The following is a 12,921-nucleotide window of genomic DNA, read 5'->3' on the forward strand; positions in this document are numbered from 1 at the left end:
TTGCGCAGGCCGTGGTACCGGCGAGTAATGTGCTCGCAGGTACCGCGGCCTGTCGGCATTGGGGCCGCCGGTACCGCGCGTGGGTACCAGGTGTGCGCGGACCGGCCTAGTGCCGATGAGGAAGGTACGAGGGCCATGAGCAGTGTCACGGAGCGTCCGGCAGCGAAGCCGGCGCCGGCCCGCCGGCGACGTAGCGCAGCCTCGCTGCTGCAGGGCGTGGCCATCGCCGTCGGGTTCGCGCTGCTCGTCGGTGGCTTCGGGTTGATCGCGATGGACTACCGTCCCTACCGCGTGCCGACGACGTCCATGTCTCCCACCATCCAGCCGGACGACACCGTGCTGGCCCGGAAGATCGGCGGAGGATCGGTCGGCCGTGGCGACATCGTCGTCTTTACCGAGCAGAGCTGGGGCGGTGCGACGATGGTGAAGCGTGTCGTCGCAGTCGGCGGCGACACAGTGGCCTGCTGCGACTCGGCAGGGCACCTGACCGTGAACGGCGTCGGTGTGACCGAACCCTACGCAGATGTCCGAGGCGGCACTGGTGCCGCCTTCAGCATCACCGTGCCCGAGGGGCGCCTCTTCCTGCTCGGAGACTCGCGCTTCAATTCCCTGGACTCCCGCAGCCACCTGGATGTCGCCAGCGGGACAGTGGCTGCCTCGGACGTGGTCGCCAAGGTGGAGGCACGTGTCTGGCCGTCGTCCCGGGCCACGTTCCTCGGCCGCACTGCCGCCTTTGACGCCCTCAAGGGGCCGATTGCAACCCGACCGGGGCTGCTCGCACCCGCGGCGTACGGCGCCGTCGGTGGAGCTGCGCTGGTCCTGTTGGCGGGCGCGATGGGATCGGTTGCCTCGCTGGTGCGCCGCGTGAGCCGTCGACGGAGCTGAACCGGCGGGCCCGCTCGGCCCGGCCGTTCGCGAGGGGACAGTGGAGGTGACCGCCGTGGAGGTCCGGCGTCGGCGAGCCGTCCGCGTCCTCCTGCTCGACCGGGACGACCGCCTCCTACTGCTGCACGGTCTGGACCCGGCGGCCCCCGGTGTGTCCTGGTGGATCACGCCGGGCGGTGGCCTGGAGCCGGGCGAGAGCGAGCGCGAGGCGGCGCTGCGCGAACTCGCCGAGGAGGTCGGACTCGTCGGTGTGGACCTCGGACCATTGGTGGCGTACGACACTGTGTCGTTCTCCTTTCAGGGGCAGCTCTACCAGCAGGAACAGCACTTCCTGCTGGCAAGGACCGATCGGGTGGAGGCCGGATTGGAGACCAGAGCGGCCGCGGAGGAGCACGCCTCTCTGATCGAGGCACGCTGGTGGACTGCGGCCGAGCTGAGAGAGACCGGGGAGACCGTTTATCCGGCCCGGTTGCCGGAGCTTCTCGACCGCCTGGTCATGGATGGCCCGCCGGTCGTGCCGGTAGGGCTCTGATGGTGGTTGCAGTGGTCCACAATGGGGTGGACGTGACGAGTGAGGGGACGCCTGGATGAGTGCCGAAGACCTCGAGAAGTACGAGACCGAGATGGAGCTCAAGCTCTACCGGGAGTACCGGGACGTCGTCGGTCTCTTCAAGTACGTCATCGAGACCGAGCGACGCTTTTATCTCACGAACGACTACGACCTTCAGGTGCACTCCGTTCAGGGGGAAGTGTTCTTCGAGGTGTCGATGGCGGACGCTTGGGTGTGGGACATGTACCGGCCGGCGCGGTTCGTCCGGAAGGTCCGGGTCCTGACCTTCAAGGACGTCAATATCGAGGAGCTGGCCAAGAGCGACCTGGAGCTCCCCTCCGACGACAGTTCCTTCGGCAACTGATGCGATAGCCGACGGTTCAGGGCTCGGGACAACCCTCGGCATCGTGCCCGGAGCTGCCGAGCCGCTCCTTGCGCAGGGTTCGCCCTCCGCGTCGGTGCTCTGTCCGGATTCCGAGCATGGAATTTCCGAGCAGCCGTGTCCAGCATCGAGGGGCTTCACCACTCCTGCGAGGGACTCTGGTTATCCACAGGCCCGAGTTATCCACAGGTTCGTAAGGTCCCCTGGTCGGGATGCACGTCTCCTCGGCAACCTCCACATGACGGAGGTGAAGCCGTGCAGAATCCCAATGACGTCCGTGGCGCGAGCAGCGGCGACCGGAATACCAGTGGCAGGAACGGGCCGGACAAGTCGAACGGGTCGGAGAAGAACGCAGCCCCAACGGCGCTCTCACGGGCAGGAGCCCAGACCGGACCTCGACGGCGGAAGCCGTCGACTCCTGCCAACACGCGAAGCCCGAACACGACCGAGATGCCGCTGCCGCTGCCGCTGCCGCTGGCACTGCTGCCGTCGACCCAGATTGCCAGAGTCGGCCGGCTCGCCGAGGAACGGAGCCCGGCGAGGGTGGCCAGGCCGATCAGGTTGACCAGGCCGACAAGGTCTGCGAGGACAGTCGGGCCGACGAGGCTCGCCGAGGCGTTCGGGTTGGCACACATCAGCGGGCCGAATCGGCCGATGCGGCAGGTGCCAGTGATCCGGCCGGCCCGAACGGGCTCCTCTCTTCGGCGGCCTGCGCCGGAGGATCCGGCACGGCCGAGAGTGTGGCACCGCCTCGTGCGACCCGGTCCACTAGGGGAGGCGCGAGAGGCACCGCAGGAAGTGGCCGATCCCGCGCCAAACCGGCGACGCGCCAGGCGGTCGGTCCGACGGCTGCCGCGGGTGGTTCTGCGGCCGCCGGTCAGCGTTCGTCCGGTGCCGGCCAGAGGCCGGCGACCACCGGGCGCAGCCCCAACCTGGGGCTGGGACGGTACGGCGAGGAGGTGGCTGCCCGGCGCCTCGTCCACGACGGCCTGCGCATCCTGGAACGGAACTGGCGGTGCTCCGAGGGCGAGCTCGACATCGTTGCTCTCGACGGCGAGACACTCGCCGTCTGCGAGGTCAAGACCCGCTCGGAGCGTGCCTTCCAGCAACCCGCGGAGGGCATCGACAGGCCCAAGGCCGAGCGCCTCCGTCGGCTGGCCGAGCGCTGGCTCAACGAGCGCTGGCCGGTCCACTTCGAGCAGCTCGCCCAGAAGGTCGTCGGCGCGGTCCAGGCCACCGGGACGTCGGACGGGCCCGCGCCGCCGCCCCCGGAGGCGTTCGCATCGACCTCATCGCGGTGGTCAACCGTTTCCGTGGTGCGGCGCTGATCGAGCACGTGAGAGGGGCGGTGTGACATGCCGTTCGCTCGCACCTGCTCCGTTGCCCTCATCGGCGTTGACGGCGTGGTGGTCGAGGTCCAGGCGGACCTCGAACCCGGCGTCGCAGCTTTCGCCCTGGTGGGGCTCCCCGACAAAGCGCTGACCGAAGCCCGCGACCGGGTCCGGGCTGCGGTGGTCAACAGCGGGGAAAGCTGGCCGCAACGCAAGCTGACCGTTGGTCTGAGCCCCGCTTCCGTACCCAAGAGCGGCAGCGGGTTCGACCTCGCCGTCGCATGCGCCGTCCTGGCCGCAGCCGAGCGTCTGGACCCGGCGGTGATCGCCGGCCTGCTGATCATCGGAGAGCTCGGCCTCGACGGCACCGTCAGGCCCGTCCGCGGAGTGCTCCCGTCCGTCCTTGCCGCTGCCGATGCGGGCTACCGCCAGGTAGTGGTCGCAGAACAGACCGCCGCAGAGGCAGCCCTCGTACCCGGAGTCTCGGTGATGGGAGTGCGAAGCCTTCGACAGCTCATCGCTCGGCTCACGGACGCACCCGAGCCGGAGGAGGAGCCCGGGCCGGTGGCCGGGCACCCGGACCCTCTCCTGGCTGGGCTGCTCCTTCCCGGAGCCGGAGTCCGGACCTGCGCGCAGGGCTCGGCGGTCAGGCCCGATCTGGCCGATGTCGCCGGCCAGTACGAGGCCCGCCGCGCGCTGGAGATCGCGGCTGCAGGAGGGCACCACCTCTACCTCAAGGGGCCGCCCGGTGGTGGGACATACTGTCCGAGACACAGGAGGACAAGTGCCCAAACCCATACGTGCCGCTCTCTACCTGCGACTTTCGCGAGACGCTGAGGACAGCACGTCGATCGCGTCCCAGGAACAAGACTGCCGGGACTTCTGCCGCCTTCGAGGCTGGGAGGTGGTGCAGGTGGTCAGCGACGTTGACGTGTCCGGAGCCATCCGGCCGGAAGACCGGTCCGGTTTCCGAGAGATCCTCGACAACCTGTCTGAGGTGGATGTGGTCGTTGCTCGGTCGGTTGACCGCTTCTCTCGGGTTACCGCGCACTTTGCTGCGCTGGTCGAGATGCTGACCGGCAGAGGAGCCACCCTGGCGGATGTTCAGGGGCAGGTGGACTTGACCAGCCCTTACGGGAAGTTCGTGACCACGATCATGGTTGCCTTCGCTGAGATGGAACGGGAGACGATCAAGGCTCGAATCCTTCGGTCGCGCGGTGAGCTTCGTCGCCAGGGGCGCTGGCTTGGTGGTGCTGCGCCGTATGGCTTCCGGCTGGTCGAGAAAGACGGCGGCAAGGCCCTTGACCTCGACGGGTATGCGCAGGGCGTCCTGACCAGGGTCGTTCGCCGTGTAGTCGAGGGTGTCACGCTCTCGCAGGAGGTTGACCGGCTGAACAGCAGTGGAGAGCGTTCGCCGGGCACATACCGGAAGTTGGCCAGAGGGGAGTGGCACCCACCGATGGTCTGGGAAGAGTGGACGTACTCAGCGCTGTATCAACTTCTCCGCTCGGAGGTACTCCGGGGCTATCGCGTTGTCGGGAAGCGATCGGATCGGCGTGCTGTGCGTGATGAGTTCGGGGCACCCGTCCGGGTTGGGCCGGCTCTGCTGGACGATGAGACGTGGTACGAGCTGCAAGACGCACTAGATCGTGCCGGGCAGACCAACCGTCGCCCACGGCGGAAGGCGACGCTCCTGCTCCACGTCGCATGGTGCCCGAATTGCGATGAGACGCTGTACTACAACTCTCGCGAGTACAGGGGGAAGCGTCTCGACCTGTACACCTGCGAGGCTGCACGCTACAAGCGGGTGCGCGATAAGGGACTCTGCCCTGGCATCTCGGTCAATGCTGCTCGGCTGGAGGAGCAGGTAGAGGATTGGCTCCTGACCCGCTTCGGGCCCATTGAGTTTCAAGTTCAGCGCCGCGTGGGCGGGGAAGCGACCGCCGAGTCAAGCTGGACGGACTCACGGCTGACATTGATGCCCTGGCTGCCGACTTGGCGGTGCTCCGGGGCGCCGCTCGGGATGCTGTCCTCCGGCAACTTGAGGCCCGCCAGGAGGCCCTTGAAGAGATTGAGGCTGAGCCGGACACCCCAGAGCGTTGGGAGTGGGTCCCTACCGGCCGTACCGTTGCCGACGAGTGGAAGGCGCGCGATACGGCGGAACGGCGCCTCTTGCTGCTGGACTTCAACATCAGGGCGACGGTAACTCCGGCGAACGGGCGAAGGGCGTGGGACCCGGAGCGTATACACGTGGGCCGACACGTTGAGGACCCGGAAGCTGAAGCCCTTGAGGCCATACGCCGAGAACTCGAAGAGCTCTAGCCGCCTCGTAGCGGCCCTCTCGGCCCCTGTCAGGTGAAACCCGCCCGGCGGGGGCTTTCTCGCGCCCCTAGGTGGCCATGCAGGGGCTTCCTGCGCCCCAGGGCCTTGCCGCTGTGCCTGGGCGCATGCTCTGAAGCGCTCCCCTGACGAATGACGGTGGTGGGGAACGTTCCGGGTTCTCAGCAGGGAGATAGTTTTATTGGTTCTCTCTAGTCACCTATAGTGGCTTTGAGCTGGTAGTTTTCACCCTCTGTGAGTCACCTATAGGGAGCTGTAAAGCCTCTGTGAATCACTTACTACCCACCTTCGGTGGGACAGCGGGGGTGAAATGACGTGAACATTTTCAAGGAGTCCAGTTGGGAAAGTACATAGATGACACGCTCGCCCGCCAGGCCTGGGAGGTAGCCGCCGCCATGGCCGCGCGCCCTGGGGTGCCAGCAGTGCCGTTCGTGTGGGATGGGGGTCAGTGGGTGACCTTGGGCGGCCAATGGCGTGACGTTCCTATGATCCGCCGGGGTCTGGGGGAATGGCTGCTCGCCGCTGCGAAGTCGGTGGACGCAGGACTGTCAGAGGAGAGCCGCCGGCGTGGACTACGGGCCCACCTGCTGGAGGCCCAGATCTCTGCGAGAGAGGCGACTGACCCCGACGAGCAAGCATATTTTCGTGCGGCTGCCGAGGGGCTTTCCGCTGAGTTGGAACTCATATCTGAGCCGCTGGGGATTCCCGACAATCCGGCCCTCGTGAAGAGGATGAGTGAGGTGGCCTCAGAGCTACTGTCCGCTTCGACTGGCCGGGCCAATCAACTCCTCGCCATCGCTTCGCAGTTCGACGCTTTCCGTGCTGCAATGAAGGACCCTGCCGATTGGGTGGCCGGCCTGTCCGCTGTGCCCCGCAGTGAGCATGTGCGCACGTCTGCTGTTTGGGACGCGTTCAGCCTGGCTGAGCCCGTCTTGGCCCGGTCGCTCGGTGTCCGGACGGGGAAGAGCCTGTTGTTTGCTGCGATGGACAAGCGGTTCGGCGCTCGCCGGAAGCTGTCTGGCTACGAGGGGTGGCGCGGAGTTACCCTTGCGCTCTAGTAGGTGTCGAGCGCGCGCAAGCGGGCTAGCAGCGCGTAAATTTACGGATTGCTAGCCCGCTTGCTGTTCGGCCACGTGCGTTGTGTGACCTGCTGTGACTCAGCTGGCTGGACCCAAGACGCGGATCTCCGGCTTCATGTAGTGGGCGTTTTGTCCGTTCTTTGTGACCACGTCCACTCGGACAAGTGACAGCTCACAGAGCGCCGGGCCGTCGACCGCAGCGAGATCGTTCTCTACACCTTCGAGGGCCCCAAGTAGAGTCCAAGTGCCCGTCTTGAACTGGAACTCACCAAGGTCGGGGCGATCCGCGAGACGGAACGTGACCTCGATGCTGGGGCTCGGACCCATGAAATCCCTGGCCGAATTCTTGCGTTCTGACAGGGTGGCCGGACAGCCGCACGGAGTTCCGCGCTTCTTAGCAGGTGATAGGAATTCGACTCCATCGCAGTGGTGGACAAGTTCACCCCGATTCCAAAGCTTCATGTCGACGCAAAGGTCGTTTAGTCCTGCCATCAGGATGGGAACGGTGTTGGCGCGGGTGTCCACGGCGAGGTGAAGCTCTCTGCTGCTCCCGATGTACTGGGGGGTGCCGCCGAACAGTTCAGCAACCGCATCTGCGATGATCGGAGACCCGGTTTTAATTCGCCACTCAGAGAGCCCCACTGGGACTCTGTTCTCATCCGTCTTGCCAGCGGCGAAGACCCCGGCGATGATCCTGGAATCTTGGCCTGTTTCGCCACTGTTGAAGGTCTTTGTTCCCATGCCACCCTCCGCGCTTAGGGATATTGACGGGATCGTAGCATTGGAAACTCCCCGCGCGGCCTAGTGTCCGCAATTGGGTAACTTTTCGTGCTCATGTCTAATATTGACTATGGCTGCCCGCCCTAGGTGAGCGGGTGTTGCTGTGGGGCGAAACGAAGGGACCACATACTGAATTCAGTACGTGGTCCGTCCGGCGTTCCTAGTCGTCGCCCAGGTGTCGGTACAGCGTTGCGCGGCTGATGCTGAGCGCCTTGGCGATGCTGCTCACGCTCTCGCCCTTGGCCCGGCGGGCGCGGGCGATCGTCAGCTTGTCCTCGCTGATTACCGTAGGTCGCCCGCCGGTGCGCCCCTGAGCCTTAGCCGCTTCCAAGCCTGCGCGGGTTCTGTCCTTGATCAGGCTGCGCTCGAACTCCGCCATGGCGCCTACAACCTGAAGCATGAGCCGGCCGTCCGGTGTGTTCGGGTCGATGCTGGCCAGCGCCCCGGTGAGGACCTTGAATCCGATCCCGCGCGCTGCCAGGGCGTCCACCATGCCCACAAGGTCGATCAGGGAGCGGGCGAAGCGATCAAGCTTCCAGACACACAGGGTGTCGCCGGGGCGAAGGTAGTCCAGCACTGCGGCAAGTTCTGGACGGTCCGTGTTCTTTCCGCTGGCCTTGTCGGTGAAGATTCGAGTGCAGCCAGCTTCGGACAGGGCGTCGTGCTGGAGCTGCGCCTCCTGGTCGTCGGTGGAGACTCGGGCGTAGCCGATCCGGTGGCCGCTGACTGCGTGCGTCGTCATGCCTCAACAGTCTCATAACTCGTCTCAAAAGATCAAGGCTTTGAAGTGGCTTCTGAGACGGGTTTTGGACACCAGAACGGCCCCGCTGTACCCCATCGACCGAGCGTCGCAATAACCATCGTTTATGCGACGGTCGGCCCAGCTTGAGGCCATCACACTCCGTAGTGATGCCTCCTGCTGTCCTGTCTCACGCACCGTTGTCGGTGTCGCACCTGACCTTGTTGGATTCTCAGCTGGTCTCAGGTGCCGCTGGCGCTGGTTCTTTCGGGGATGGCACAACTACAACGAAGGCCACGTCTGGGCTGATCTGTAAGTGCCATGGCACGCCCTAACGGCCACGCGACGGGAAGCAGGCTGACCGCACCAGGAACGACACGGCCTTCGGCCGGCAGGCTTGGCGCGCCAATGGTGCTGGCACGGAGAGAAACCTTGAGAGAGTAATAAACTGCCTGAAAGGATGAAAAGATTAGGCCGATCACCCCTCACTAGGAGTCATCTGCCGTGGAGTCAGTATATTAGTCAAGGTATGCGTCTCTCTGGAGGTACTCGATGGCGGCTGGCGCAGCGGGGGCTGGGGGAAGTCAGGACCGATCAGCTCGCAGTGAGAAGTTTGCCAGAGGAGCCGTAGTCGGCGTATATGTTTTTAGTGCCCTAGTCGCATTGGTTGCAGCGCTGGTGATGCTCGCCAATGATGTACCAGGGACGTTGATCGTGGCAACTTTCGCCCTGTTCGCAATCATTGTTCTGTATCTTGCCAGCGCGCTGCTATGGGAAGTGTTGTCTGGCGTCGGAAAAGTAGATCTAGTGCCGGCAGTCCAAGTGGGAACTCCAGGAAATCCGTCGGGACTGTCCCCGGCGATGGCCCAAGCAACACAGCTTGCAGTAACTGTTCAGGGCGTTGTATTGGGTCTGGTCTTTGCTTTCCTGGGAGGCAGGGTCGCAACAGTCACGATTCAGGTCGGAGCAGTATCCCTGGCTGCTGGAGTCGTTTTCGGCCTTTTGCTTTATGCTCTCGTTGTTATCGAAGTTCCAGGCGCCAGCTGTGCCGCCATGGCCGGAGTTCTGTTCAACTGGTCACTCTGGGCCGCTAGTTACGGTTTGGCATGCATTGTTTGCTCGCTATTCGGTCCAGTATCGGCGAAATGATCAAAATCATGAGTGAGGGAGGATGCAGGTGGGTGGTCTAGGTGGCCGGGCAGTGGTCGTCGAAGAGCTGGAGCGAGCCGAGCTGTTCACCTTCTCGGGCGACGCTATTGACTCTGCTAATCGCTTCTGCGCGGCATGGCTGGCTGAAAATTTCGAGTCAGATCTGAAGCTGCAAGGGATCCGGGAGTTAGCGCTAATCTCGGCGGCCGAATTCTCCCTAATTCCAGAATTCCTTGACCCGCTGGCGTCGAGGGCTCCATATCAAGTGCGTGATCGCGATGCGGAATTGGCGCTACTGAAAACCGACACCAGCACGCTTATCCCGATTCACCTTCGTGCGGAGCCGAGTGCCTACCTGGAGCCACTAGTCTCTCGGTATGATCTGTCAATTTTCAGTGCGGATATCGCAAAGCTGCAACTCCTTGATGAGGAGTGGTGGGAAAAAGTCGACCGCGATCACGGGGCGATCTGGAGACAGGTCGAGGATCTGAGGCATTCTCATTTGGTCTGTCCCTGGATGCCTGCCCGCATGGTAGCCAATTCTCCACTCCTGCAAATCCAAGGACTTCTATGGATGCTCCGGATGGCAATTTCTAGAAATGAAGATTATCGCGACGAGGTTCCCAAGGCTATCGCTTCATTCGTCAGTCGCTACGGGGTTGGTGGAGGAGGTGAAAACCTGACTTAATAGCAGATGGCTCCATGGTTCCGAGATTAACCGGCCTGAAGTCGCTTATCGCAGCTTGGGCCGCTGCACCTCTTCCCTGCGCCTATCGTCGCTCGCACTGATTGCATTCGCTTGGATCTCTTGCCAGAGCGAACCCGCAGGGTTGGCCAGCCTCCAGTGGCTCTGTTGGCACTGGTAGTGACCGGTTGGGCCCGGCCGCTGAATTGACACGTGCGTCCTGAGCTGGGCACCGGGGGTGGCTCGATCTCTGGGCGGTTCGGTGCTGGGGACCCTGGCCCCCTGGAGACGTGCATCGCCGCGAATTAGGGACCCGGGGGTTTCGCTCCCGGCTACTACGGTGTCGCCTCTCGTTGGGCACCTTCAGGCGCGTCGTTCGGTGGTAGGAGGTAGCGGCGCTTCGTGATGCTCTCCCGTCCACCCTTGAGGGGCCGGACGAACACACCGAAGCTGTGCACCGCCATGACTCGTACTGTCTGGCCCGACTGCTGGTCGTATGCCGCCTGCCCGACGCTCGGCTGCCAGTTCTGCGTCATGAGGGCAACTCCCGAGAAACAAGGGTGTAGCCGTCGCCTGGAAGCGCCGGCTCGGCGCCTGCCTCAGCGAGGATGGTTGCGAGTAGGCCGCGAGACTCGCCATCGATCAGCCTGCCAGTCAGGCGGGCGTACTCGGTAAGCACGTCGGCCAGCGCGCGGGCCGTAGCAGCGTGGCAGCCCCCAAGCGAGACGTGCGGTCCAGCGCGAAGGCCGCGCCCGCTGACTACTGGCATCACCCCGGGGCTGGCTGGCAGACCCGCCAGTTTCCAAGCTGTCTCCACGGCGTCCGCCGCCTGCTCGGCTTCCACGCGAGTAGTGCGCAGCCGCGCTGTCTCACTCTCCACTTCGCTCAACGTTCGGCTCCATCTCGCTGGTCAAGCTTGGCTATGACGCATGTGTACCGCTCCATTCAGGCGAGATCAGGGGGCAAATCCGGGACGCTGATACCTGCTGGGCGGTAGCGTCGAAGAACGCCCAAATGTCCCGGGGGACCCCTTGAACACTGCCCTGCGCCGAGCTATGGGGGACGCGCGGTTGAGTGCCCGTCAGCTGGCTACCCGCGTGGGGGTGGCACCGAAGACGGTGGAACGATGGCTGACAGATGCGGCTCTGGTCCCTCACCCACGGAACCGGGCGGACGTGAGCGAAGCGCTAGGGGTGAATGAAGCAATGCTGTGGCCGAACGTCGTTCGGTCGGCGATCAAGACCGGCCCAGATCGAGAGATCGTCTCCGTCTACCCCTACCGCTCGGCCTGCCCGTCCTCTGCGTGGGGCCAGCTGATCAGCGAAGCCAAGGCTGACCTGCTGTTCGCCGGATATACGAACTATTTCTTGTGGTTGGAGCAGCCCAACTTCCTCGGAACTCTGCGCGCCAAGGCTCAGGCCGGCTGCCGCGTGCGGTTCCTGCTGGGCGACCCCAGTAGCGAGACCACGGCGCAGCGCGAGCGGATCGAAGACGTTGCCCTCACCGTCTCTACCCGCATCCGGATCACCCTGGAGAACCTGGCCAAGCTGCGCGATGTTGAAGGCGTGGAAGCGCGCCTCAGCGCATCGGACGACGCCACGAACCACGTCAGCCTCTCCGTGTTCCGCTTTGACGCTCAGGCGCTGGTAACTCCTCACCTGGCCCGGTTCGTAGGCCATGACTCCCCGATGATGCACCTGCGTCGGCAGCAGGACGGGGGCATGTTCGACAGGTTCGCTGAGCACGCCGAGGAGCTGTGGGAGCGCGGACAGCCCTGCTGAGACAGGTGTAGGAACGTTGCACTGACCTCTCTATATAGGCATGCCTGGACTCGTATATCGTTCACTGCGTCCCGCCGGGTGCGGGCAAGACCATGCTGGCGGAACGACTGCCGTCGCTGTTGCCCCCGTTGACCCAGACGGAGGCCTTGGAGGTCACTGCCGTGCACTCGGTCGCCGGCCTGTTGCCGCCCGGCCGTCCACTGGTCGACAGCCCGCCCTACTGCGCACCCCACCACTCCACCACGATGCCCGCCATCGTCGGCGGAGGCACCGGGTTCCCCCGTCCGGGCGCCGTATCCCTCGCGCACCGCGGGGTCCTCTTCCTCGACGAGGCGCCCGAGTTCCCGGTTCGGGTGCTTGACGCGCTGCGCCAGCCGCTGGAATCGGGTGAGGTCATGATTGCCCGCTCGGCCGGCTCGATGCGTCTGCCGGCGCGGTTCCTGCTCTGCTTGGCGGCGAATCCCTGTCCGTGCGGCCGGCACTCGATGAGGGGTCAGGGCTGCGAGTGCACGCCGACGATGGTCAATCGCTACCAGGCTCGCCTGTCCGGCCCGCTGCTGGACCGCGTTGACCTTCAGGTCCAGGTGTCGTCCGTGACCAAGGCCGAGCTGATGGCTCGCGATCGCACCGCCGAGTCCACCGCGACGGTTGCCGCCCGGGTGCGCGCGGCTCGCGAGCGTGCCGCCGCGCGACTGGTCGACACGCCTTGGCGGACCAACGCAGAGGTCCCTGGACATGAGCTCCGCACGCGATGGCAACTGTCGCCGGGGGCTCTGGTGGATGCCGAGCGTGATCTGGAACGAGGTTTGCTGACCGCCCGCGGTCTCGACCGGGTGCTCAGAGTGTCGTGGACGATCGCCGATCTCGCCGGACGGGACAGGCCAGGGCGGGCTGACGTTCTCACCGGACTTGCCCTGCGCACCGGTGTTCAGCGCGGCCACTCCCTGATGGACCGGCCGGCCGCCCACCCCGCGGACTCGGACCTCGACCTGGGTGGTGAGCCCTGACCTGCCCTCCCCTTCCCCGTAGCCGCTGTACCGGTCCCGACTGCCGCTGTTCGTCCGCTGAGGAGACGCCAATGAAGCACGCGATCACCACATCCAGTCACCCCGAGCAGCAGGCCGAGATGCCCGAGACGTTCGCCTCGACGCCCGCGCCGCCGACGGAGTCACGGACGTCACCGTCGTTGAGTCCACCGTGGACCCCTCCGCCGCAGACCC

11 protein-coding genes and 2 pseudogenes are annotated in these 12,921 nt (G+C 64.9%); 11 read left to right on the forward strand and 2 right to left on the reverse strand.

Annotated features, from left to right (window positions below; translation table 11 throughout):
- The first annotated feature begins 135 nt into the window (after nt 1–135).
- From lepB to ABEB13_RS26890, 7 genes and pseudogenes are all read left to right on the forward strand, one after another.
- The gene (gene lepB / locus ABEB13_RS26860) at nt 136–885 is read left to right on the forward strand and encodes a signal peptidase I (protein ID WP_345707511.1); all 750 of its coding nucleotides are present in this window, start codon (nt 136–138) and stop codon (nt 883–885) included.
- 46 nt (nt 886–931) lie between these two features.
- Nucleotides 932–1,417 carry an NUDIX hydrolase gene (locus ABEB13_RS26865; protein WP_345707512.1) on the forward strand — a complete coding sequence of 162 codons (486 nt, stop codon included), beginning with the start codon at nt 932–934 and terminating at the stop codon, nt 1,415–1,417.
- Between the two features lie 55 nt (nt 1,418–1,472).
- Complete coding sequence (locus ABEB13_RS26870; RefSeq protein ID WP_100888373.1) at nt 1,473–1,799, forward strand: DUF2469 domain-containing protein; 327 nt, start codon at nt 1,473–1,475, stop codon at nt 1,797–1,799.
- A gap of 977 nt (nt 1,800–2,776) precedes the next feature.
- Entirely contained in the window at nt 2,777–3,145 is a 369-nt protein-coding gene (locus tag ABEB13_RS26875) for a YraN family protein (RefSeq protein ID WP_345707513.1), read from the forward strand.
- A gap of 27 nt (nt 3,146–3,172) precedes the next feature.
- A pseudogene (locus tag ABEB13_RS26880) lies at nt 3,173–3,904 on the forward strand (magnesium chelatase domain-containing protein); the annotation flags it as partial.
- Nucleotides 3,813–5,354 carry a recombinase family protein gene (locus ABEB13_RS26885; RefSeq protein WP_345707514.1) on the forward strand — a complete coding sequence of 514 codons (1,542 nt, stop codon included), beginning with the start codon at nt 3,813–3,815 and terminating at the stop codon, nt 5,352–5,354. The pseudogene ABEB13_RS26880 and the gene ABEB13_RS26885, both read left to right, overlap by 92 nt.
- 472 nt (nt 5,355–5,826) lie before the next feature.
- A complete protein-coding gene (locus tag ABEB13_RS26890; protein WP_345707515.1) occupies nt 5,827–6,546 on the forward strand; it encodes a hypothetical protein in 720 nt (239 codons plus the stop codon).
- Nucleotides 6,547–6,645: 99 nt separating this feature from the next.
- On the opposite strand, the gene ABEB13_RS26895 is transcribed toward ABEB13_RS26890, so the two are convergent.
- Together ABEB13_RS26895 and ABEB13_RS26900 are read right to left on the reverse strand one after the other, a co-directional pair.
- Nucleotides 6,646–7,308, reverse strand: a complete 663-nt coding sequence (locus ABEB13_RS26895; protein ID WP_345707516.1) for a recombination directionality factor — start codon at nt 7,306–7,308, stop codon at nt 6,646–6,648.
- Nucleotides 7,309–7,507: 199 nt separating this feature from the next.
- Nucleotides 7,508–8,089: a recombinase family protein gene (locus tag ABEB13_RS26900; RefSeq protein ID WP_345707517.1), complete on the reverse strand. Its 582-nt coding sequence runs from the start codon at nt 8,087–8,089 to the stop codon at nt 7,508–7,510.
- Between the two features lie 660 nt (nt 8,090–8,749).
- Here ABEB13_RS26900 and ABEB13_RS26905 point away from each other — a divergent pair.
- The 4 genes and pseudogenes from ABEB13_RS26905 to ABEB13_RS26920 form a co-directional block, all read left to right on the forward strand.
- Entirely contained in the window at nt 8,750–9,235 is a 486-nt protein-coding gene (locus ABEB13_RS26905) for a hypothetical protein (RefSeq protein WP_345707518.1), read from the forward strand.
- 52 nt (nt 9,236–9,287) lie between these two features.
- Nucleotides 9,288–9,923, forward strand: a complete 636-nt coding sequence (locus ABEB13_RS26910; RefSeq protein WP_345707519.1) for a hypothetical protein — start codon at nt 9,288–9,290, stop codon at nt 9,921–9,923.
- Between the two features lie 1,172 nt (nt 9,924–11,095).
- On the forward strand, nt 11,096–11,701 hold the full coding sequence (locus tag ABEB13_RS26915) for a DUF5919 domain-containing protein (RefSeq protein ID WP_345707520.1): 606 nt from the start codon (nt 11,096–11,098) through the stop codon (nt 11,699–11,701).
- Between the two features lie 71 nt (nt 11,702–11,772).
- Nucleotides 11,773–12,708, forward strand: a pseudogene (locus ABEB13_RS26920) (ATP-binding protein); the annotation flags it as partial.
- Nucleotides 12,709–12,921 lie beyond the last annotated feature (213 nt).

Source organism: Kitasatospora paranensis (assembly GCF_039544005.1).
Classification (GTDB): domain Bacteria; phylum Actinomycetota; class Actinomycetes; order Streptomycetales; family Streptomycetaceae; genus Kitasatospora; species Kitasatospora paranensis.